The 20,827-nt window shown below is 50.6% G+C and carries 22 protein-coding genes and 2 tRNA genes; 9 read left to right on the plus strand and 15 right to left on the minus strand.

What is annotated here, in order from left to right:
* Positions 1 to 49 precede the first annotated feature (49 nt).
* The 4 genes from T502_RS06280 to hypB form a co-directional block, all read right to left on the minus strand.
* A complete protein-coding gene (locus T502_RS06280) occupies positions 50 to 505 on the minus strand; it encodes a DUF2240 family protein (protein ID WP_052359215.1) in 456 nt (151 codons plus the stop codon).
* Entirely contained in the window at positions 505 to 930 is a 426-nt protein-coding gene (locus T502_RS06285; RefSeq protein WP_042706332.1) for a hypothetical protein, read from the minus strand. The genes T502_RS06280 and T502_RS06285 overlap by 1 nt, the downstream gene beginning before the upstream one ends.
* 318 nt (positions 931 to 1,248) lie before the next feature.
* Complete coding sequence (locus T502_RS06290) at positions 1,249 to 1,626, minus strand: 30S ribosomal protein S8e (RefSeq protein ID WP_042706333.1); 378 nt, start codon at positions 1,624 to 1,626, stop codon at positions 1,249 to 1,251.
* Between the two features lie 235 nt (positions 1,627 to 1,861).
* The gene (gene hypB / locus T502_RS06295) at positions 1,862 to 2,509 is read right to left on the minus strand and encodes a hydrogenase nickel incorporation protein HypB (protein WP_042706334.1); all 648 of its coding nucleotides are present in this window, start codon (positions 2,507 to 2,509) and stop codon (positions 1,862 to 1,864) included.
* Positions 2,510 to 2,561: 52 nt separating this feature from the next.
* Here hypB and T502_RS06300 point away from each other — a divergent pair, with 52 nt between their 5' ends.
* From T502_RS06300 to T502_RS06320, 5 genes are all read left to right on the plus strand, one after another.
* Complete coding sequence (locus tag T502_RS06300) at positions 2,562 to 2,834, plus strand: signal recognition particle subunit SRP19/SEC65 family protein (RefSeq protein WP_042706335.1); 273 nt, start codon at positions 2,562 to 2,564, stop codon at positions 2,832 to 2,834.
* 94 nt (positions 2,835 to 2,928) lie between these two features.
* Positions 2,929 to 3,576, plus strand: coding sequence for a histidinol phosphate phosphatase domain-containing protein (locus T502_RS06305; RefSeq protein WP_042706395.1), 648 nt, complete (start codon positions 2,929 to 2,931; stop codon positions 3,574 to 3,576).
* Between the two features lie 165 nt (positions 3,577 to 3,741).
* Positions 3,742 to 3,966: an H/ACA ribonucleoprotein complex subunit GAR1 gene (locus tag T502_RS06310; protein WP_042706336.1), complete on the plus strand. Its 225-nt coding sequence runs from the start codon at positions 3,742 to 3,744 to the stop codon at positions 3,964 to 3,966.
* A gap of 11 nt (positions 3,967 to 3,977) precedes the next feature.
* Entirely contained in the window at positions 3,978 to 4,988 is a 1,011-nt protein-coding gene (locus tag T502_RS06315; RefSeq protein WP_042706337.1) for a transcription initiation factor IIB, read from the plus strand.
* Positions 4,989 to 5,145: 157 nt separating this feature from the next.
* A tRNA-Ala gene (locus T502_RS06320) sits at positions 5,146 to 5,217 on the plus strand.
* A gap of 251 nt (positions 5,218 to 5,468) precedes the next feature.
* Here T502_RS06320 and T502_RS06325 read toward each other — a convergent pair.
* The 4 genes from T502_RS06325 to T502_RS06340 form a co-directional block, all read right to left on the minus strand.
* Positions 5,469 to 6,632, minus strand: coding sequence for a cation diffusion facilitator family transporter (locus tag T502_RS06325; RefSeq protein ID WP_052359217.1), 1,164 nt, complete (start codon positions 6,630 to 6,632; stop codon positions 5,469 to 5,471).
* A 140-nt stretch (positions 6,633 to 6,772) separates the two neighbouring features.
* Positions 6,773 to 10,198 carry a tubulin/FtsZ family protein gene (locus T502_RS08625; protein ID WP_052359218.1) on the minus strand — a complete coding sequence of 1,142 codons (3,426 nt, stop codon included), beginning with the start codon at positions 10,196 to 10,198 and terminating at the stop codon, positions 6,773 to 6,775.
* A 275-nt stretch (positions 10,199 to 10,473) separates the two neighbouring features.
* Positions 10,474 to 10,755: a winged helix-turn-helix domain-containing protein gene (locus T502_RS06335; RefSeq protein WP_042706339.1), complete on the minus strand. Its 282-nt coding sequence runs from the start codon at positions 10,753 to 10,755 to the stop codon at positions 10,474 to 10,476.
* A gap of 12 nt (positions 10,756 to 10,767) precedes the next feature.
* Positions 10,768 to 11,559 carry a hypothetical protein gene (locus T502_RS06340; RefSeq protein WP_042706340.1) on the minus strand — a complete coding sequence of 264 codons (792 nt, stop codon included), beginning with the start codon at positions 11,557 to 11,559 and terminating at the stop codon, positions 10,768 to 10,770.
* Positions 11,560 to 11,740: 181 nt separating this feature from the next.
* Between T502_RS06340 and T502_RS08900 the strand changes: the two genes are divergently transcribed.
* From T502_RS08900 to T502_RS06355, 4 genes are all read left to right on the plus strand, one after another.
* Positions 11,741 to 11,881 carry a hypothetical protein gene (locus T502_RS08900; RefSeq protein WP_157197485.1) on the plus strand — a complete coding sequence of 47 codons (141 nt, stop codon included), beginning with the start codon at positions 11,741 to 11,743 and terminating at the stop codon, positions 11,879 to 11,881.
* A 288-nt stretch (positions 11,882 to 12,169) separates the two neighbouring features.
* Positions 12,170 to 13,144: a polyphosphate polymerase domain-containing protein gene (locus tag T502_RS06345; protein ID WP_052359219.1), complete on the plus strand. Its 975-nt coding sequence runs from the start codon at positions 12,170 to 12,172 to the stop codon at positions 13,142 to 13,144.
* Positions 13,144 to 13,749 (plus strand): DUF4956 domain-containing protein, encoded by a 606-nt coding sequence (locus tag T502_RS06350; protein WP_084173100.1) that lies wholly within the window; start codon positions 13,144 to 13,146, stop codon positions 13,747 to 13,749. The genes T502_RS06345 and T502_RS06350 overlap by 1 nt, the downstream gene beginning before the upstream one ends.
* A 25-nt stretch (positions 13,750 to 13,774) precedes the next feature.
* Positions 13,775 to 15,982, plus strand: a complete 2,208-nt coding sequence (locus tag T502_RS06355; protein ID WP_052359220.1) for a carbohydrate-binding domain-containing protein — start codon at positions 13,775 to 13,777, stop codon at positions 15,980 to 15,982.
* 74 nt (positions 15,983 to 16,056) lie between these two features.
* Here the strand turns inward: T502_RS06355 and T502_RS06360 are convergent.
* The 7 genes from T502_RS06360 to T502_RS06390 all read right to left on the minus strand — a co-directional run bounded on the left by T502_RS06360 (position 16,057) and on the right by T502_RS06390 (position 20,816).
* A tRNA-Leu gene (locus T502_RS06360) sits at positions 16,057 to 16,141 on the minus strand.
* Between the two features lie 189 nt (positions 16,142 to 16,330).
* Positions 16,331 to 18,067, minus strand: a complete 1,737-nt coding sequence (locus T502_RS06365; protein WP_042706341.1) for a DUF2070 family protein — start codon at positions 18,065 to 18,067, stop codon at positions 16,331 to 16,333.
* Positions 18,068 to 18,249: 182 nt separating this feature from the next.
* On the minus strand, positions 18,250 to 19,140 hold the full coding sequence (locus tag T502_RS06370; protein ID WP_042706342.1) for a carbohydrate kinase family protein: 891 nt from the start codon (positions 19,138 to 19,140) through the stop codon (positions 18,250 to 18,252).
* A gap of 3 nt (positions 19,141 to 19,143) precedes the next feature.
* Positions 19,144 to 19,482 (minus strand): DUF555 domain-containing protein, encoded by a 339-nt coding sequence (locus T502_RS06375; protein ID WP_042706343.1) that lies wholly within the window; start codon positions 19,480 to 19,482, stop codon positions 19,144 to 19,146.
* Between the two features lie 74 nt (positions 19,483 to 19,556).
* Positions 19,557 to 20,093, minus strand: coding sequence for a nitroreductase family protein (locus T502_RS06380; RefSeq protein WP_042706344.1), 537 nt, complete (start codon positions 20,091 to 20,093; stop codon positions 19,557 to 19,559).
* The gene (locus T502_RS06385) at positions 20,080 to 20,436 is read right to left on the minus strand and encodes a hypothetical protein (RefSeq protein ID WP_042706345.1); all 357 of its coding nucleotides are present in this window, start codon (positions 20,434 to 20,436) and stop codon (positions 20,080 to 20,082) included. Before T502_RS06385 ends, T502_RS06380 begins: the two co-directional genes overlap by 14 nt.
* A 101-nt stretch (positions 20,437 to 20,537) precedes the next feature.
* The gene (locus tag T502_RS06390) at positions 20,538 to 20,816 is read right to left on the minus strand and encodes a DUF5350 domain-containing protein (protein ID WP_042706346.1); all 279 of its coding nucleotides are present in this window, start codon (positions 20,814 to 20,816) and stop codon (positions 20,538 to 20,540) included.
* Between the last annotated feature and the right edge of the window lie 11 nt (positions 20,817 to 20,827).

The following is a 20,827-nucleotide window of genomic DNA, read 5'->3' on the forward strand; positions in this document are numbered from 1 at the left end:
TTTATCAACGTTTCTTTCTCAAAATTATCTCAAAAATATACCGATATGTTTACTGATTTGATCTGAGTCTTTCGAGTTTGTCCCCGAATTCGACTTTGTATTTTCGTGCAAGTATTACTGCCGCGGCTTCTCTGGTCAGGTTGCCGTCGAACTTCTCGCGGATGATTGCCTGTAACTCTTTATCCACGGCATCGGTCTCGCGGTCGGTTATCCGTGCGATGTCCTGAATCAGCTCTTCGTAAGCGGTTGCCTTCCTTGTCTCGAAGATATCCGCGGGGGGCTTGTAGCCCGTAGGTATCTCTATCTCCGCGATGTCGAAGGTCGGCGATACCATGCCGCCTTCCTCTCTGAGAAGGTTCTGTTTGAGTCCGATCTTTAAGAGTGCGTTCGCCTGTTCGCCGCTGATCCAGCGCTTGTCGTAAGCGAAGAAGAAGGTGAAGTCGGTTTTTTTCATCGAGTCCTTGTTGAAACTCTTGAACGGCGCGGCAATCGCTCTTTTAAGCATCACTGTTCGAATGCACCCGAGATCAGTTTTTTGACGTCATAGGCATCCGTGCTGCCTTTGTCGCCTTCTTTTGTCGCGAAGCACTCCGACATCATGCCGCTCTCTTTAATCTTGAGATAGTATATCGTCTCGGCACGCGGGATCTTGCGGTCGCCGGTGAGAATGGTCTCGTTCATGCGGAGCAGGAAGTCGGCTTCGTCGGTTATCGTGTCGAGGAGTGCCGGTATGTTCTCGACCGGCACCATGTTTGTTTTTTCGTCGGCGACGGAGATGCGTAAGTCCAGTTTTACGAGGTCGCCGCCTGCTCTCTGGGTCACGTGCGTGTTGTTCATCGAAACTATCTTTGTGACGACATCTATGAACGGATACGGCAGATCGAAGTCAAGGTCGCATCTGAGTGGGAAACGGTGGTATACTCTGCGCATTTGCTATAATATGCATTTCGAATTTATAAATATTCTATTAATCAATGCCGTATGTCCGACCCGGCGGCAAAACGGGAATGCGTGATAGGATATCGCGAAGGGATGCTTGAAGGGATGCCTTGAAAGGATGCCGTGAAAGGGTGCCGTGAAGTGGTGCCGGAAAATGCGATGCTGCCGTGAATCTTAATGGCGGTGAAAAAAGTCATCTTAGAGATGCGAAATAAGATTGTTTGCCCTTAAAGAGTTGGAGCATTTCTTTAAGGACTCGGGCGGAATGTTCAGAATTCCGCAAACCGCTTGTATTTTATCGTCAGCGGTTTATTCGATGAGAACGGCGTTGATAACTCCGTCCTGTCCGGGTCTGGAGATGATCTTTGCCCTGCCGAGTTCGGTCTTGATGACTGCGCCCTTTGTAAGGAGGTTACGGCGGACGTAGTTCTGGTTTGCGGTGTTCTCTTCCACATTGAGGATGGCGGACTTCTCGGTCTTGCCTGTCTTCGGGTCGGAAACGTTTGCGGTAGATGCACGGAGTGCACGGACCTTGGTGTTGCCGCCGTGTGTGCGGATGATCTTCTTGCGGTCTTCGCCGATGTGTGTCTCTGCAGGTGCACGTCCGACTTCGACGCGTCTCTTGCTGCGTGCAGGCTTTAAGCGTGCACCGGTCTCGGTTCTTACTGATTTACCTTGCCAAAGCATGTAATTCTTCTCCTGTGTTTTTAATTTACGCGCTTTTATGCGGGATGCATAAATGCCGCGTCTGCTCCAATACTGAAGTGCTGTATATATCTGTTTTTAAGTTATTTAATCTCACGCATATGCAGCCGCGATATGCCTGCGGCTGACGACGGATTCAGACCATGCCCTGCCGTGCCCTGCGGCAAAAAAGTTATGTGGAAAGTTATGTGGGATGTTATGCGGATATCGGGGTGATTCAGCGGAGAATCTCTTTTACGAGTTCTTCCACGCCTTCGCCGGTCTTGAGGTTTGTCTTGAAGATCGGCATTATCGGGTTGTATTTGTGAATGTCCTCTTCCATTCTGGAGATGTTGCATCCGACGAATTCCGCGAGGTCAATCTTGTTGATTACGGCGATTGTGCCGTTTCGAAACATCATCGGGTGCTTGTTTACGACATCGTCGCCCTCGGTCGTGGATATGACGACGACACGTTTCTCGGCGCCGAGCGCAAAGTCGGTCGGGCAGACCATATTGCCGACATTCTCGATGAAGAGTACGTCTATCTCGGAGAGCGGCAGATCCTCGATTGCGTGCTCGACGATATGTGCGTCGAGGTGGCATTCCTTGCCCGTGTTGGCGTTGACGGCGGGGATTCCCGTAGCGACAATCCTCTTGAAGTCATCGTCGCCCCAGACGTCGCCGGCGATGGCTCCCGCTTTTATGCCCTGTCTGTTGAGGATGGGCACGATATTCTCGATGAGTGCGGTCTTTCCCGAGCCGATGGCGCCGAGCAGGTCGAATGCACGGACGCCGTTGTCCTTTAATTTGTGGTAGTTTTCGTGCGCAAGTTTGTTGTTGGCGTCGAAGACATCCTTCTCTATACTGACATCTATATGGTGCATAGTATTAGATATGACAGTATCAGTTAATATCTTGACTGAATATACTATTATCATGGATAAAGAGAAGGTCTTATACCCGTGTTATTTCAATGAGAGTCTTACACGTGCGGAGGGTCGGCGCGTGAAGAAGACCGATGCCGTCAAGAGTCCTTCGGTGAAGAGCATGGTTCTTGCGGCGAAAAAGCTGGGACTGAGCCCGACAACGGACGGCAAGAGTCACCCGGCATTCTGGCTCGAGAAAGAGGGGCGCGTTCTTGTCGCATGGGACGGACCGAAGGAAGTGCTGATTCAAAAGATTGCGCAGAAGATGAAGGCGGAGAAATAATTCGGATTCTGCCGATTTGATGATTTATTGAATTACAGATTTAATGATTTACCGAATTAACGAATTACCGATTTGATTTCTCATGGGGCAGAATATGTTTGATCTTCACACACATACAACGATTACGGACGGCGAACTGATTCCTACCGAGCTTGTGCGCCGTATGGCAGTGGCGGGATATAAGACCGTGGCAATCACGGACCATGCCGATTTCTCGAATTACGCTGAGATTATCGCCGCATCAAAGGCCGTAAAGAGGTCGGCGTCGGTTTACGGCGTCAATCTCCTGAGCGGCATCGAGATTACGCATGTGCCGCCGGGCGAGATAGACGAACTTGCAAAACTTGCCAAGGATGCGGGCGCGGACATCGTTGTCGTTCACGGCGAGACACCCGTTGAACCAGTTGCCGGCGGCACCAATCTTGCGGCGTGCTCCTCGGCATATGTGGATATTCTGGCTCATCCGGGTCTTATCAGTGACGAGACCGCGACGGAGGCGGCTAAGAACGGCGTTGCTCTGGAGATCACCTCACGCGGCGGTCACAACAGGACGAACGGGCATGTTTTTGCAACGGCGAAGCGTTTCGGCTGTCTCTGCGTGGTCGACTCGGATTCGCATTCGCCGGGGGACATCATGAGCATGACCGAGCGTGTTGTCGTCGCAAGAGGCGCGGGCATGTCTCCGGCGGAAGCAGAAACAGTTTTATCGGTAAAAACCCTCAACCGCATTCTCGGGAAATAATTACTATTTATTTTTTGGCAAAATGTATTTATACTATTGTGACAGATATATATAGATTACGTAATGTAAGAAATAGCCGGTATCGTTCTCCGGCGTATCGCGACTTTTTTTCGGATTTTAGATAAAAGAGTCGGCGATCTTTATCTTTACGGGTAGGTAGAGTTCTTGAAAACAGCAGGTAGGATTCGGTCGATTGTCGGTAAGCATATGCTTGTCATATCCTGTGATTCGGCGCAACTTCCGCCGCTTTACACGGATGTCTTCGATGCCGATGAAAAACCTGTGGGGAGGCTTGTCGAGATATTCGGGAATATTTCGTCACCTTGCGCATCCGTCTACTGCAGTGATACTGCAGGTTGTGTGTCGGGCGGGATGCTGTATACAAAATAAAGGTTAGATTCATGCAGGAAATAGAGAAACTTAAGCAATTACAGAGTCAGAGAGAAGCGCTCAGAAAACGCTCGGTTGAACAGGTCGAGAAGCAGCAGAAGAAACCCGAAGAGACGACCAAGACCGTCTGTCCGGAGTGCGGCAGCCGCCAGCTGGTTCACGATTATGAGCGTGCGGAGCTTATCTGTCAGAATTGCGGACTTGTTCTTGAAGAAGAGTTTATTGACCGCGGTCCCGAGTGGCGTGCTTTCGATCACGATCAGAGGATGAAGCGTTCGCGTGTCGGTGCTCCGATGACCTTCACGATTCACGATAAGGGTCTTTCAACCATGATCGACTGGAGAAACCGCGACTCCTACGGTCGTGCAATTTCCTCGAAGAACCGTGCACAGCTCTACCGTTTAAGGAAATGGCAGCGCAGGATTCGTGTATCCAATGCGACGGAGAGAAACCTCGCATTCGCACTCTCCGAGCTTGACCGTATGGCATCGGCTCTGGGTCTTCCGAGGAATGTAAGGGAGACGGCGGCCGTTGTCTACCGTGACGCGGTTGACAAAAACCTCATCCGCGGAAGGAGTATCGAGGGTGTTGCGGCAGCGGCACTTTATGCGGCATGCCGTCAGTGCAGTGTTCCGAGAACACTCGATGAGATTGCCGAGGTTTCGCGTGTTTCCAGAAAGGAGATCGGAAGGACTTACAGGTTTATCTCGAGAGAGCTGGGTCTTAAACTTCTCCCGACGTCGCCGATTGACTACGTTCCGCGTTTCTGCTCCGGTCTGAGTCTGAAAGGCGAGGTTCAGTCAAGAGCGGTCGAGATTCTGCGTCAGGCAGGCGAGAGAGAGCTTACAAGCGGCAGAGGTCCGACCGGTGTTGCGGCGGCGGCAATCTATATCTCGTCGATCTTAGGCGGAGAACGCCGCACACAGCGTGAGGTTGCCGAGGTTGCCGGCGTGACCGAGGTTACAATCAGGAACAGATACAAGGAACTTGCAGAAAAGCTGGATATCGAGATCATTCTCTGATCTCGCTTATTCTTTGATTGCGGAGATATCTCCGTTGCAATATTTTGTCAATCCGCTCCTGTCTGGCATGCGATGCCGGCAGGCGCAAAAAAATAATTTTATACGGTATGGATGCCAAATCTAAATTCCGCATTCTTGCACTGAGATGCGATGTCGCGGGCTTGTAGATCAGGGGTAGATCGTTACGTTCGCAACGTAAAGGCCGCGGGTTCAAATCCCGCCAAGTCCATTTTTCTGTTGCTTTTTTGATAATTTAGATAATAATGACAGTGTTGTCTATCGGCATTATTCCCGTAACATCTGTTATCATTTTCAACCGTGTCACGCGCCCATATTGTACGCCGGATCCTATCTGCCACATTTTAAGTGGGAAAAATGTGTAATTTTTACACAAAAATCCCGGTTAAATGTGTTTGGTAAGGGTAAGGTGGTTTTTCCACTCGAATTTATGACCCCGGATCTAATAGGGCTGCTTCTTTGTTACTCCTCGGAGAAGTCCGTATCCATGGTGACCTGCAGGTTATATTCGGGGAATACCTCCCTGACCGCGTCCGTGACCTCGCGGAATACCGCTCTTCTGTCATCCGCGTCAAAACTGACCACGATATCGAACCGCATGGTATTGGTTTCTTTAGTCAGATAAAAGCCGTGCAACTCGCGGATATACTTATTTGCGAAAACAATCTCACGCACTTTCTTCTCGGTTTCAATGCTCACGGCATCCTGCGTATTTATCGAATAAACGCCGATTGCCGTAAGAATCACCTGATGCTCTTTGTAGACCTTATTCTGAATCTCGCGGATGAGTCTGTCGAGCCTGTCGGCAGAGAAGGTATCGGGGACCTCGATATGAATCGAGCCGCTCCAGACGTCGGGTCCGTAGTTGTTAAGAACGAGATCGTAGGCGCCGCGAACATCTGGAAAATCCGTGACCGTCTTTCTGATTGCTCTCGCCAGTTCGGGATCGTTTCTCTCGCCGAGAAGTTTGGAGACCGTTTCGCGTATCATCTCAACGCCGCTTCTGATAATCACGAGTGAGATTACGGCACCTAGCCATGCCTCCAGCGATATATTGCAGGTGATAAAGATAACCGCGGCAACTACGGTGGATGCTGAAATTATGGAATCAAGGGTTGCATCTTCGCCGGAGTTTATGAGTGAATCGGAGTTGACTCTCACGCCCACGGATTTCACATAGCGTCCCAGAAGTATCTTTACGATAACGGCAACCGTGAGAATTGCGAGCGGCAAAATGCTGTATTCCGGAATATCCGGGGTTATTATCTTCTTAACGGACTCGGTTAATGCGGTAATACCCGCATATAGCACGATGACGGCGATTATTATGGCGCTCATATACTCGATGCGCCTGTATCCGAAGGGGTGTTTCTTGTCGGCTTCGCGGTTTGCGAGCTTTGTGCCGATAATGGTGATTATCGAGCTTCCCGCGTCCGAGATGTTGTTGACCGCGTCCAGAAGGATGGCAATGGAGTTGGTCATGAGACCTATGACCGCCTTGAAAGCGGCAAGAGCAACATTGGCAAGTATGCCGATAACGCTGGTCTTTATGATTGTTCTTTCGCGCAAATCTGCTTTTGCGGCATTTGAAGTGCCGTTACCGTCGTCGTTCTGAATGGGTCGCATATTCCCGTCTCCGTTATAGGCAAATTGTCATTCGGAGTCAAAAAAATTTACGTTCGGTAATGATTTACGGTTGAAAAAAAGTTAAAGAGATGAGTTAGAGAGATGTATTTTCGGACGTGTTCGAATGCCCGTCACACCCGTTACATCCAGAATCCGTCATCGTCGTCGTTCTTGGTTTCCTTTTTGGTCTCGTTTTCCTTCGGCTTCGGTCTGTTTGCCGCGGAAGCCGACGACGAGCCGGCGCCCGCGGAATCGGATTTCGTGTCAATCGGATTCTTCTGCATCTTTATCGGTACCGTACCGCTCTTGCCCGATTTTGCGGGGTTGTGGGCATTGCCGACCTTGATGCCGCCGGAGAGCGGTTCAATCGGTTTGGGGACATTGCCGCGTGTCCTGATATCGCCCGAGAGAAGTTCCTTGGGTTTTGACTTGCCGCTGCCCGAACCCGAGCTGACGCCGCCCGAGAGCAGCTCCTTCGGCGGCTTTATGGGCGTGCCTGTCTTTATTCCGCCGGAAAGAAGTTCCACGGGTTTCTTCGCGGAGCTTCCCATCGGCGTCTTGCCGCCCGTGATGCTGTCTTTCGGCTTGATATTCGGATGCAGGGAGATCTTTCCGCCGGAAACACTCCTGTCGTCCGCCTTTATAATCGGCTGAATCGAGACGCCCCTGCCGCCGAATGCGCTGTCGTTGGGCTTAAACGACTGTTTTCCGGCGGAGATCATGCCGCTGCTGAAGGTTGAGTCGTTCGGTCTGAATGACTGTTTGCCGCCGATGAGTTTCCCGCCGCCGCCGGTGAACGTGCTGTCGTTGGGACCGAAGGACTTCGTGCCCGCGGATATGCCGCCGCCCGTAAACGTGGTATCTTTCGGTCTGAAACTGCCTTTGGAGTGCGTTCCCGCATTATCGATATTGATGGTCTCTCCGACCGAACAGACATCGCTTCTGCGTTTGCTTCCCGAATCGCCGAGGACGAACTTTTCGCCCACCGAGCATACATCGCTGCGGAGTTTTCCGTCCGCGGTCTCTTTGCCGTCGATTGAGAAGATTCTGTCTCTCGGAGTGCTTCCGAGATCGACCGTGGTCATGCGGGTCATATCAAGGTCGGTCTTCTTGGATCTTCCCGGCAGATTGAGATCGATCATCTTGTCGGTCGTATCCTTTTTGCCGGCGACGGTTATCTTATCCGTGCGTATCTCCTCGGCGGCTTCGATCTTGACCTCGGGGCTTATACTCTTCTCTTCCTCTTTATACTCCTCGTATTCCTGTTCTTTGATGTATTCCGGCGATGTCTGCGGATAAATCTCCGCGTCGTCCTTTGCCTCGATTATATAGGATAAAGCCGCGTCCGAGAAGACGGCGCTCTTTGCATTGCCCGCCGATGATGTGAAGTCATCGCCGTCATCGTCATCGAGAAGTTCCTCGAATGCCAGCTGACCCGTGCTTTCCTCCTCGGTATCGATGCCGTCGGTGTAGAATACCGCGCCCGAAGGTGCTTTCTCGGTCTCGAAATCGCCGTCGTCTTCAAGGAAATCATCTATACTCAGACTCTCCGCGCCGGAATTCTCCGAAGAGAACAATGATCCCGATGAGTTCTGCCCGAACGGCGATGAATTCTGAGATTCAAACTGTGACGGGTTTGACGGGTTTTGCGAGAACTGCGAATTGCTCAGCGGTTCGTTGAAATCCGAGAAGCCGTTATCCTCGATAATCGGAGAAAGATTCGGGTTATGCGGCTGTCTCTTAGGCGGCACGGACGAAAATCCGCCTATAAGTTCCCATGCCTCGTTCTCTATGGACTGTTCGTCAAACTGCTGCTGGTTAAACTGTTGTTGGTTAATCTGTTGCTGACCGAACTGCTGCTGTTGACCGAACTGAGAGTTTCCGGGGTTATACTGCTGTTGTGGGACCTGACCGAACCGGTTATTGAAATTATTCTGAGTATACGGCTGCTGCTGAGGCTGTTGACCGAACTGCTGCTGACCGAACTGCTGTTGCGGATTAAACTGTGATTGCGGGTTAAACTGTTGCCCGTTGTTGAACTGCGTCTGGTTAAACTGCGGCTGTTGACCGAACTGTGAGTTTTGAGGGTTGTATTGCTGCTGAGGAGGCTGTCCGAACGGGTTATTGACATTATTCTGAGGATATTGAGGTTGCTGAGGCTGCTGACCGAAACCCGGCTGAGCGTTGAACTGCTGCGGGTTATACTGCGGCTGAGGATTCTGCGGATTATACTGCTGATTTGGTGTCTGATGCTGTGCCATAATATCAATAATCTGGTCTTCCGCCGTTGCCGCCGGCGTCTGCTGTTGTTCTGCGGCAAAATTGCCTTTCGGCTCCGATTTGCCGCCTCCTTTTCCGGATAGGAACATGTTCTCCTCCTCATCAAGCATATTCATCTTCTCCTCCTCTTTCTCTTTCTTTTTCTGTTCTTCCTCAATCTCCGCTCTTAATTTGCGGATCTCCTCCAACCGCGGAATATTGTGAATGCCCGAGAGCATTATGATGATCCCGACAAAGCGCACATTGCCCACGGGATAATCGCCGGAGCGCATCTCCAGCCCCGCAATACTGGAATCTATCCACTTGCGCACGGTCTGAAATCCCTTCATGGATAGCTCTTTCGAGGGTCCGGCGATAAGGATCAGCGCCTTGTCTGCGCTCGTGAGGTCGCAGGGGACCGAGATCTCCTCATAGACCGCCTGTTTTGCAAGCGCCACTATCCTTGTCGCACGCTTATGCGAACCTTCCGCGAAATATGCCTCAGAGCGCCACTTCTCGAAAGCGTCGAGAAGGTTGAACGGCAACTCCTCGCTCGCATATCCGATTGCCGTAAGTCCGTTTCCTTTCAGGGTGTTGAGGATCTCTCCGGCATCGAGGACGGTCTGCGCGGACTCTACGCCGCGGTCGTCAAACTCACCCGCACGAAGCAGAAGATCGATCTGCTTGGCAATCCTCTCGTTGAGCATCATATAGATGTCGCGGGGATTGTTGGGCATATTTCTGCCGTAAGGCGAGGGTTTTACGACGGTTTCACCGCGCTCGTTGACCGTGGTCTCGAACGATGACTTGATCTTCTTGTACCAGGTCTCGTTATCGAAGAGAATAATGCCGTCCACGCATTTTTCTATCTTCTCGATGTCGTCCGCGGCTTTCTTGGCGACCGCTCTTCCCTCGCGCAGGTATGGGAGGGTGCAGACCGCAAAAACAGGTTCAAAGTATGATTTTCTTATCTCTTCGGTAATCTCGGGGACTATCTCGCAGACATTGCCGCCGAGACCGGTAAAGACCATGATTGCGTCGATATCGATATTGTCCAGACCTTTGACGCGGGTCATGATCTCGCTGACGTCGACGGTAGAACGGATATCGTACTGAACGTCGGGGTCGATGACCGAGAAGAGAATCTTGGAGGTCTCGGGCAGGTACTTCAGCTGCGCGAGGAAATTGCTGTCGACGTCGACGACAACCGAAGAAACACAGCTTACGCTGGATTTTCTGTCATGATTGTAAAGCTGATCCACTATTCGTGAACCGGCTCCCCCAACTCCGATTGCCAGTATTCTCATATCATTTATCCTTATGAGTCCGTCGCCGAATCTGACCTGTGCTTAATTGCGTTACTTTATTAAAATATACTCAGAAAGTATCAAATACTTTGTTCTTTGACAGCCGCCGTGATCATGCTGGCGCGGTCATTCTTCACGGACATTCAGACCCTGTCCGTATGCTGCATATATGTTATACTTTTTATCAGATAATACCGTCTATAAAACAGGTCGGATTACGGATCGGATTACAGATCTGATTAGAGATCGTATTACCGATCGGATTACGGATTGGATTACAGATCGAATTCCCTGAGTATCTCCATGAATGTCTTGTATTTATCTATGTATCTCAGACCTTTTTCCGCAAGATAAACCGTCTTTTTCGTCTTATCCTCAACGACTTCGGTGACGAACTCTTTCTCGAGAAGTTCCTTATAGTATCTTGCAAAATTGCTCGAAGAGATATTGGTCTGTCTCAGAAGCGGAGTATAACGCATCCGATTGTTATTCTTCCGAATAATTATCAGAATGTCGTAGATTATCTGATGCTTGCTTCTGTTTCTTTCCGCGGACACTTCTTACTCACCTTAAAGACGCTCTTCTTTTGCACCGTTTGCCGTTTCCGACCGGTATTTCCTGTCAGGTCTGTAGATCTTATTGAGTCTGAGGAATATCGAGAGGAAGATAATCGCGGACACAAGCATCAGCGGCAGGAACCATTCTCTCGGCAGGAGTCCCTTCGCATAGAACTGCACGTTAAGAATCCAGAATATGAAAAGCAGGAGATTGGTAATACGGTTTCTTGTAATTATCCTGTTATTGCTGCGGTATTCTCTGATAAGGTCGCAGATCATCACTGCCGCGAAGAAGACAGCGAGTATTGCCATGAGGATTATCTCCATGCGCATGACCAGGATTGGCAGAACGATTATCGCCGAGCCCGAATACAGGACGGCGTCGGCAATCAGGCGCGATCTGCCGTCGATGTCGTGATTTCTTGCAAGTACTGAGAGAGCAAGCGAGATAAACGCGATTGTTCCGAAATAAAGCATTGCGAAGATGCAGATCTTATCCAGAAAGATTGCGTCGTTCAATGTTTTCAGGCTGAAATTGAAGAGCGTTGCAAAACTCACGAGACGAAATGCCGATGAGAGTGCAAAGAATATGAAGAAATATCTGAAATAGTGCAGACCCGAATGTCCCGTAAGCTCGTAGATCTCTTTTGTCTTGAAGTATATCACAAGACACATGCAGATTATGAAGAGATAATATATTATCTCGCACAATACGCTGAGATCGTCAAGCATCGGCGGAAACTGCGGGGGATACGGATGATCGCCGAACTGCGGCGGCAGATCTTCCGGATGTATTCTTTCCATATTATTCCTTATTTTAGAATTTTACCGTATAATAAACTGTGGACTCTCTGTCCATACTCCATATATTATCTCTCGGCGAATATTTGTCTGCCCCCATACGATCGGACGGGACGGACGGAAAGGACGGAATAAACCGGACATAACTGAGCCGTTCTCCTCCGAATAGGGCAGGAAGGTATTATTGAGTAAAGAACCCGCTTACATGAGATACGGCTCAAGGATGCTGACTGTCGTGTTGATACTGACAATACTGACCTCGATTATGGCGGTCTATGCCTTCAGTCTTCATGCAGGATGCGGAAAGAGACCGCCGAAGATGTGACACGTAAAGGTTTTGCTCAAAATCCTGAAGTAATATCGAGAAAATCAAAAAAACACGGAAATATCTGATAAAAACCTTATTACATCCGACAAACATCACGAAACGATAACTGACCAAAAGAACAGAAAAAAGCAATAAACGCAATATACAGCAATTCAGCACAGCAATCAAAAAGGCACAAAAGACGCAATAACCGGACTTCAAGACAGAAAGACTGCCGAAAGACAAAATCGGCAGTCTTCTTCATGAACGAATACACGCATAAGACCAAGTTTTAAGGTAAAGAATATGACTCAATACATAACAGAAAGGAAGATCCCCGTAATCCCGGCAATTCCCGTAATATCCGCAATCTCCGCAAATCACGCAACCGAAGCAACTCACGAATGCGCAATGCAGCGGGACAATATATCTCCGAAGGATAAAACAGCAAATCCGGAAAAAATGCTGAAACTGAGAGCTCTTCAGGCGGAGATGTTCGGGAGAATATCTCTTGAAGAGACAAATAAAAAGGCATCCCTTCTCGACAGAATCGAGAGCAAATATCTTCTCTCCGGCGATCAATACGTCAGACTGCTCGGAGAACTTACCGATACCTACTCCGTCCTCGAAGCTTACGGAACGGTGGTCTCATCCTATGTGACCTCGTACTACGACGATGACGCATTCACGCTTTATTATCAGCACCATAACGGTCATTCCGACCGCTATAAGCTCAGAATGCGCCACTATCTCTCATCCGGCGAGAGTTACCTTGAGGTAAAGCACAGGACGAACAGGGGCGCGACTCAAAAGAGCAGGATCAACACCTGCGGCGTTGAAAGAGGGGATATTGTGAGGTTTCTTATTGAGAAATTCCCGTATGACATAAGCGGATTCCGTCCCGTGCTTACGACGGTCTATACAAGAATGACCCTTGTGTCCGACGAAGGAAGCGAGAGGATAACATTCGACACCGATCTCAGGTTTATCGGCGCAGACGGCAGAAGTTATGACTGCGGCAGTCTCGTAATCGCCGAGAGCAAGCACGAGCGTCTTGCACATACCGTGGCTCAGAAGAAGATGAAGGAGTTATCCGTGCGCAAAGCCTCGTTCTCAAAGTATTGCGTGGGAACGGCGCTCTTAAACCGCGGTTTAAAGAGCAACCGTTTCAAGCCGAAGCTGCTCTATCTCTCGAGAGCCTCGGATGCGGGTGCATACGGCGGATTCGGAGGTCAGACATCCGTTAATTCCTGCTTCCGCCGTGCGGGGGTGACGGCGTAATGGAACTGCTCGCATTACTTGGGGGGCTGTCCGGCACTCATCCGCATCTTGCACTCGCGCTCGGCTTTATTTTCAATTTCACGGTCGCATACATAATCATAAGGTTCATCTACTGCCGGAAAGCGGCGAATCAGAACTTTGTATTTACCTTCCTTGCGTTCAACTCGGTCGTATATTTCATAATGGGTCTCTTTACGAGTATCGAGCTCTCAATCGGCGCCGGATTCGGATTGTTCGCTCTATTCTCGGTGCTGCGTTACAGAACCGAGGCAGTCCCCATCCGCGATATGACCTATCTCTTCATCATGCTTTCACTGCCGATACTGAACTCGGTATTCTTCAGCGGCGGCGAATACGGTAAGATAATCGTCTCGGATGTGCTCATAATCGGCGTCATTCTGCTTCTGGAGACGGGTCTCGGATTTAAGCACACGCTCTCGAAGTGCATACTCTACGAGAAGATTGAACTGATTAAGCCCGAGCGAAAGGCGGATATGTTAAGAGATCTGCGGGAGAGGACCGGCATGAACGTTACGGACTTTTCCATAGAGAGAATCGATTTCCTGCACGATACCGCGGAGATAAAAATATACTACAATATCTGAAATCCGAAATTTCGGGAGTGATAATATGACGATAAAAAATACAATAACAGATTCAACAGTAGATTCAACAGTAAATTCAATAATTAAGTCAAAAGCGGCGGTCTTCGTGTTCGCCGTATTTGCCGTTGCCGCCGTTACGGCGGGATGTGTGGTGCTTGACGGCATTGATCTGTCGGGTCAGTCGGGACAAACCGGTCAGACAGGACAGACGGGGCAGGTTTCATACCCGGGTATCGGAACGATTGCGGGCGGCATTGAGATAAATGCCGTCACAACCGCGGACTACAGTAAAGCCGATATTGCCGAGGCAACCGCCGACGGAGATACCGTCTTTATCACGCTCTCCGGCAATTCCGCAAGCGTTGAGGGCGAAGGCAGCGGGAGTGTGACGGTTAGCGGCGTCAGTATCCTAATCGGTTCCGGGGGCACGTACAGTGTGAGCGGAACGCTCACCGGCGGGCAGATTGTCGTCGATGCCGACAGCAGCGAGAAGGTGAGGATTATCTTAAACGGCGCCGATATCACATGCCCGAACAGTGCGGCGATATATGTCAAAAACGCCGACAAGACGATAATCACGCTTGCGGAGGGCACGGTAAACAGGCTTGCCGACGGCAGTTCGTACAGTTTTGCCGACGGCGATGACGAGCCTTCGGCGACGCTCTTCGCGAAGGACGATCTTACAATAAACGGTAAAGGAAGCCTTATTGTGACGGGCAATTACAATAACGGCATTCAGAGTAAGAACGATCTTGTGTTTACCGGCGGCACCGTCACGGTAACCGCCGTAAATGACGGACTCAAGGGTAAGGACAGTGTCTGCGTGAAAGACGCCGATATCACGGTTAATGCCGGCGGAGACGGAATCGTCTCAACGAACGACAGCGAGGAGTCGAAGGGTTACATCATTATCGACGGCGGCTCGGTCACGGTGACCTCGGCTGGCGATGCGATTCAGGCAAAGACCGATCTCACGGTCAACGGCGGCACCGTATCAATAGTATCGGGCGGCGGCAGTTCGGCGGCGTCCTCAGCGTCTGTGCGTCAGGAGAATTTCAGATTCACGAACGCACCTTCTGTCGCATCAACCGCATCAGCCGCTTCATCAACCGCATCTTCAGCGCCATCCTCAGTGTCATCCCCGGCGTCATCGGATGACGGGGACAGCACCAAGGGTCTGAAGGCAGGCTCGACAATCTCGATAACCGGCGGCAGCATCACAATCGACTCAAAGGATGACGCGGTTCATTCAGACCAAAATCTTGTGATACGCGGCGGCACCATGAGCATATCGGCGGGAGATGACGGACTGCATGCCGATACGTATCTGGAGATAGACGGCGGCAATATCAATATAGCCAAGTCCTATGAGGGTATCGAGAGCACGGAGATTGTGATTAACGGCGGTGATATAAGTGTCACGGCAGGCGATGACGGTATTAATGCCGCGGACGGCACATCCTCGGGATTCGGCGGCGGATTTATGACGGCGGGCAGATGCAATCTGACCGTAAGCGGCGGAAACCTCTACATAAATGCGAACGGCGACGGTCTGGACGCGAACGGCAACATGGCAATGACCGGCGGCAGTGTAATCGTTGACGGTCCGATAAGTTCGGGTAACGGCGCGATTGACTATGACGGCACTTTCAGCGTCAGCGGCGGCACCCTTGTTGCCGTAGGAAGCGTGGGCATGGCAATGACGCCGGGCACCTCATCGGCGCAGAACTCGGTCAGAATAGCGTTGGATTCGGTTCAGTCCGCAGGAACTTCAATCAGCATCAGGTCCGAAAGCGGCACCGAAGTAATTACGCATTCGCCATCGAAGGTCTATCAGTCCGTTGTTGTCTCGTCGCCGCTCCTGAAATCTTCGGAGACCTATGTTATTTACCTCGGCGGCACCGAATATGGCAGATTTACGGTCTCGGATACCGTGACCTCTGTCGGCGGTATGAACGGAGGCAATCGCGGTAATCTTATGACGGGCATGACGGGCGGCAATATGATGACCGGCGGCAACGGGGGTCGCGTTAACGGCAATAACGGCAATATGATACCGCCGGATATGCAGGGAATGCCGGAAATGCAGGATTCGAATCAGAACATGCCAATGCCGCCCGATATGGACACGAATATGAACATGAATATAAACCCCGGTATGAACCCGGGTATGAATGCCGGTATGTATCAGGGAATGAGTCCCAATCGGAATTTCAATCGGAATATGATTTAATCATCGATTGAGTTGATTGAGTAAGATTGGGTATAAAAACCGAAATATTTTCAATTTTTTCATTCTTTAAAAGATGCGAGGGAGGGGATTCGAACCCCCGGACACCTACGTGATTGGATCTTAAGTCCAACGCCTTTGGCCAGGCTCGGCAACCCTCGCTTGCGATAACGGATGAGACCGCTTTGCGAACCGATTTGAGAACCGATATGCGAACAAATTAGTTCGACTATACATATTATGCCTATTACTCAAAAAAGGTAACGATTAAGCATCATCAAAAATGCCGGACTGTCAGCGAAAAATGCTGTTTGATGCCCGATGCATGACGTAAAAACACGCCGCCCGTCGTCAGATCAGATACATGTATGCAAGGATCGTGAAGATAAACGCCAGAAGAATGATTGCGAACGCCATCGGCGCTATGAAAGTCATCAGAGTATTCACCGTGCTTGCAAGCTGCGAGATTCTGTGCGATCCGAAGACTACTATATGCTCGCACCATGCCGTTGTCGCGCCGCACTCCGAGGGCGTCAGATCCTCGACTGCCTTTGCGACTGCCTCTTTTACGTAAGGTATTATCTCTTCGGGGGGGACACGCAGACCTATGGGGTTTCTGCCGCTGACCGTGTTTACGACGTGGGTATCCGTGGTCATGAGTTCGCAGTCGTCGACGGTCTTAAGGACTTCTTCGCGGATAATCTCGCGGACGCCCTCCTGCATGTTGTTGCCGTCGAAGATTACGTATGCCGTCGTTTTGCCGCCGGTTCTGACGGCAAGAGCCTGAATGCCGAGATCGCCGAAACCGAGACTGCGGTCGAACGGGACGGTGACGTGGGAGGCGCCGGCTTCAAACTGCGCCTGTGCCTCAACTCTTGCGCCGACGGACGCGATATTGCAGACTTTCATGTATTCGTGAGCGGTCTTTGTCGCGGGCATTACGGCGCTTGTGACCTCGACCATGCAGTTGTGTGCGTCCACGAAAGCAACATGCTCGAAGCGTTTCTGACCTTCATACATGATGGAAAGACCTATCGGATAATCGACATCCTCGGTCTTCTCCGGCGACCTTGTGCTTACCATGAGTAAAACGTTGCCGAATGGCTGAGCAAGGACCTCGACGGTCTCGTATCTGTATCTGACGGCAGGTCCTGCCGTATCGCAATAGACCACGGAATCCTCGGTTGCCTGAATTGCCGAGATAATCTTGGGTATCTCGTTCTCGGAGATGAGGTTGAAGTCATGCGTAGCACAGCCGTGCGCGACAAGGGTTTCGCCGCCGAGCGAGTTGTGGATGATTTTCGGGAGGTTGCCGCCGCCGATCTCGCCCATGGGTCCCGGATGGACGTTCGGGACGGTAAACTTGATTGTTTTTTTGCCTTCCCGCCTGAAGAAGAGTGTGACCTGCGGCACGAAGACCTCTTCTCCTATCTTCCTGAAGAAGTCCTCGAGTGCCCTCGAGCCGTCCGTGTTATGCGCAATGAAGGCATTTATGAAGTTTAAGGTGCTGATGTGGAAGACCTTCTTCAGCGGTCTTTCGACGAGCCAGAGGAAGAAGATGAAACCGGCGCCGAAGAGGAAATGGATTAATATCGCCAGATATCCGAAGTAAGTTCCGAAGAAGTACGTTCCTGCGACGGCTGCGAAGGCACTCTGGACTATCGCCGGCAGTATCATGCGCGACATTCTGTAGTCGGCGATGGCGACAAGGACTACAAGACGGACTCCGAATACGAAACCGAGCGAGATTGCGAAGAGGAGCGGGAGAATGCCCGGGAATATGAGCTGAATCGGAAAGAGCGTGATGATAAGGGAGAAGACGGTTGTCGCAAGAACCAGAAGCGCCGAGCGGTTCCATGTGATTTTTTTGCCGAAGACCTCGACGAGCGGTTTTGTGAAGATAAAAGCAATAAGTCCCGGGATTATGTATCCGAGGGTTCCGAGGCAGGTCGGGTCGCTTCCGCGGTAGAGGCTGACGACATCGACGGCGACACCCAGGAATATCATAATGATAAGGGATCTCTGCCAAGAGGGCGCCGTGAACATATATTTGCTCAGCCCTTCCACTTTCGATTCAACAGCCGCCATTTACCATCTGCCGCCTTATTCACTCTGTTAATTACTAAGTCCGGTATATATGTTTGTCCCGATACTTATTCTGTCTTTGTTTTTGTGTCGTTTATTGTGTCGGTTATTGTGCCGGTTATTGTGTAGTTATTTTGTGTCGTTTTTTGTGTCGGTTGTGCAGGTTATTTCGGTTAGGGGGTGCTTTACAGCGCGGGGAATTCGCCGAAGAACTCCCTGTATCTGCGAAGCATTCTGTCCCAGTCCGCAAGATTTGTCTGGCAGCCGACCTTCTCCACGACGAAGGAGGATGTGACGGCACCGACCTTGCAGCAGATATCCGTGGGATACCCTTTCTGGAGTGCGGTGAAGAACCCTGCACGGTAGCCGTCGCCTGCGCCGGTAGGTTCGGCAAAGTCGGCTTTGACGGCGGGGAATTCTTTTACATTGCCGGAATTGTTTGTATACAGCCTGCTTCCCTTCTCCGACATGGTGACTATCGATGTCGGTATCTGCTTGAGAACCCATTCGCTGTTCTGCCCGAGTTTCTCGCAGATGGTTTTGAGTTCATGGTGGTTGCAGAACAGTATGTCGATATTGTCGATGAGGGAAAGAAGCTGTTCTTTTGTGTATTTTATGAGATCCTGTCCGGGATCGAAGGATGCGAACTCCGCCTGTTCCGCGATTGAGACATTGAACTCCGCTTCGCCGGTTGCCATATGAACAAAGTCGAGTTTAGGAGCTTTTTCCGTCGTAAAGAGTTCGCCCGCGCCCCATTCGAAGACCGTGGTCTGATCGCCCTTCGGGTCGTTGAACATGTAGCAGGTCGACGTCCTCTTGTCTTCGGATACGAAGAATCTGGTCTTCACATTGAGTTTCTTCAGATAAGTGTCGTATTCGCCGCCGGAGAATTCTTTTCCGACCGCACTTATCAGTTCCGCATCTCCGCCCAGAACGGCGATACCCACGGCAATGTTTGCGGCACCGCCGCCGTTGTAGACCTTGTGATCCAGAACAGGTGTTGATTTATGTCTCTGCGGAAGTTCGAGAACCGTAATGATGTGATCAATTGCAGTATGACCCACAACTGAGATCATCGTTCAAATCTCCCTGACTTCGACGACCTTTAAAGGAACGTCGCGCAGTGCTTTTCCTATGACCGATTTTGCGATTCGGCTTGCGTGCTCCTTTGAGTCCGCCTTGAAGACCTTCATGTCGAGACAGAGTCCCACAAGACCGACGTTTGCCACTACGAGGGCATTGCTCAGTTCTTCCTCGCAGAAGGGGCACTGGATCATGCCGATCTCAATCTCCACGAACTTTGCCGACGGATTGAGCGCTTTTCCGACTTCACTGATTGCTATACCGATTGCGTCGTCGAGTGTTTCGACATCCCTGACGACTTTTGCCGCTTCCAGCGTTACAAGATAATCTGACATTTTATCGTACTTTTGATTTGGTTGATTTTTGTGAGGTAATTACGCTGACTTTTGTAATTACATAGTTCCGTAATTTACCAGTATTCTTCGTGAATATGCTCCGAGATGTCCATCCTTTCGGCTCTCTGTTCCGGAAGAACGCCGTGACCGACCGCGAGAAGCACCACTGGACGTGCATGCTTTAAGAGTCCCAGAGTCTCGGATACGTGTTCGTCGTCGAAGGCACCCGTCCAGCATGTATGAAGTCTCAGCGTATGTGCGGCAAGCATCATGTATGTCGCGGCTATCGAGGCATCCTCGACGGCATAGAGAATACCGCGTTCGCCGTACTGCGACATGGATCTGACGTAGTTTGCGCAGACCGCAAGTATTACGGGCGCTTTTCTGATATGCTCCTGACCGAATGCCGCGTCGGAAAGCTCTTCTTTGACGCTTTCGTCGGTTACAATCACGACATCCCATGATTCGAGGTTGCCGGCGCTCGGCGCTCTCTGTGCACAGCGGAGAATATACTCCATCTCTTCGTCCGTGACCGGATTTTCTTCGGCGTCGTTATACTCGCGAACCGACATTCGGGTTGTGAGAAAGTCGTAAAATTCAGACGAGTTCATTTTCCGAGAGGACCTGCCATCCCTGCTGTGCGGGTGTCGTTGCCTGCGTCATGGCATTTCCGATAGCGCGGGAGACATCGTCGAATTCATCGTTGTCAAGCATGGATTCGATACCGTCCAGAATCTTGACGGCATCAAGGAATTCCTTTGAGCCCGTCGACTTCTCGGCGAAGGTAAGATCCTGTGCAACCGCGTTGACCAGCAATTTAAACATCCTTTTTGCGCCCGATTTTTCGGCGCCCTTGAGGTCGCTCAAGACCGTTGTCATCTGCGAAAGTGTAATCAGATTCGTCTTGGCGCGTTCTGCAAAAAGGTAACTCTGTATAGCTTCTTTTGGATTCATCGCAATAACCTACTTATGTTCTCTCTTTGTATGTTTTCTCTTTATTTTCGATAAATAAAAGGGATGGGATTTGAATCCCGTTTTCGTTTATTGTCGTCCGTTTATTTGGACTTTGCCTTTGCGCCTTTGATTGAGGACTGCGAGCGCTTGATGCGTCTTCTGAAGCGCGGGTCGTTCTGCGGTGTCGGTCCGCGTGATCCGCGCTGACCGCCTCTTCCGCCGTCCTGCGTCTTCTGAATTGCTCTCTTTAATTTTGCACCCGACTTAAAGCGCTGGTTCGGTCCCGGCTTCTTGTAGTTTCCCTCTTTTGCGGGGACAAGTCTGATCTGACCCGATACGCTCTTAATCTGAGTCCATGAGGTTGTACCTGTTTTTCCCATTTATAACACAT

The sequence above is a fragment of the Methanomicrobium mobile BP genome, assembly GCF_000711215.1.
Lineage (GTDB): Archaea > Halobacteriota > Methanomicrobia > Methanomicrobiales > Methanomicrobiaceae > Methanomicrobium > Methanomicrobium mobile.

What these genes read in the sequence shown, in the direction of transcription:
- T502_RS06290 (WP_042706333.1), bottom strand. Translation starts at nt 1,626, where the DNA reads ATGCTTTGGCAAGGTAAATCAGTAAGAACCGAGACCGGTGCACGCTTA.
- T502_RS06385 (WP_042706345.1), bottom strand. Translation starts at nt 20,436, where the DNA reads ATGAATCCAAAAGAAGCTATACAGAGTTACCTTTTTGCAGAACGCGCC.
- T502_RS06350 (WP_084173100.1), top strand. Translation starts at nt 13,144, where the DNA reads ATGGAACTGCTCGCATTACTTGGGGGGCTGTCCGGCACTCATCCGCAT.
- T502_RS06305 (WP_042706395.1), top strand. Translation starts at nt 2,929, where the DNA reads ATGTTTGATCTTCACACACATACAACGATTACGGACGGCGAACTGATT.
- T502_RS06325 (WP_052359217.1), bottom strand. Translation starts at nt 6,632, where the DNA reads ATGCGACCCATTCAGAACGACGACGGTAACGGCACTTCAAATGCCGCA.
- T502_RS08625 (WP_052359218.1), bottom strand. Translation starts at nt 10,198, where the DNA reads ATGAGAATACTGGCAATCGGAGTTGGGGGAGCCGGTTCACGAATAGTG.
- T502_RS06375 (WP_042706343.1), bottom strand. Translation starts at nt 19,482, where the DNA reads ATGTCAGATTATCTTGTAACGCTGGAAGCGGCAAAAGTCGTCAGGGAT.
- T502_RS06365 (WP_042706341.1), bottom strand. Translation starts at nt 18,067, where the DNA reads ATGGCGGCTGTTGAATCGAAAGTGGAAGGGCTGAGCAAATATATGTTC.
- T502_RS06370 (WP_042706342.1), bottom strand. Translation starts at nt 19,140, where the DNA reads ATGATCTCAGTTGTGGGTCATACTGCAATTGATCACATCATTACGGTT.
- T502_RS06300 (WP_042706335.1), top strand. Translation starts at nt 2,562, where the DNA reads ATGGATAAAGAGAAGGTCTTATACCCGTGTTATTTCAATGAGAGTCTT.
- T502_RS06380 (WP_042706344.1), bottom strand. Translation starts at nt 20,093, where the DNA reads ATGAACTCGTCTGAATTTTACGACTTTCTCACAACCCGAATGTCGGTT.
- T502_RS06285 (WP_042706332.1), bottom strand. Translation starts at nt 930, where the DNA reads ATGCGCAGAGTATACCACCGTTTCCCACTCAGATGCGACCTTGACTTC.
- hypB (WP_042706334.1), bottom strand. Translation starts at nt 2,509, where the DNA reads ATGCACCATATAGATGTCAGTATAGAGAAGGATGTCTTCGACGCCAAC.
- T502_RS06345 (WP_052359219.1), top strand. Translation starts at nt 12,170, where the DNA reads ATGACTCAATACATAACAGAAAGGAAGATCCCCGTAATCCCGGCAATT.
- T502_RS06280 (WP_052359215.1), bottom strand. Translation starts at nt 505, where the DNA reads ATGCTTAAAAGAGCGATTGCCGCGCCGTTCAAGAGTTTCAACAAGGAC.
- T502_RS06390 (WP_042706346.1), bottom strand. Translation starts at nt 20,816, where the DNA reads ATGGGAAAAACAGGTACAACCTCATGGACTCAGATTAAGAGCGTATCG.
- T502_RS06315 (WP_042706337.1), top strand. Translation starts at nt 3,978, where the DNA reads ATGCAGGAAATAGAGAAACTTAAGCAATTACAGAGTCAGAGAGAAGCG.
- T502_RS06340 (WP_042706340.1), bottom strand. Translation starts at nt 11,559, where the DNA reads ATGGAAAGAATACATCCGGAAGATCTGCCGCCGCAGTTCGGCGATCAT.
- T502_RS06355 (WP_052359220.1), top strand. Translation starts at nt 13,775, where the DNA reads ATGACGATAAAAAATACAATAACAGATTCAACAGTAGATTCAACAGTA.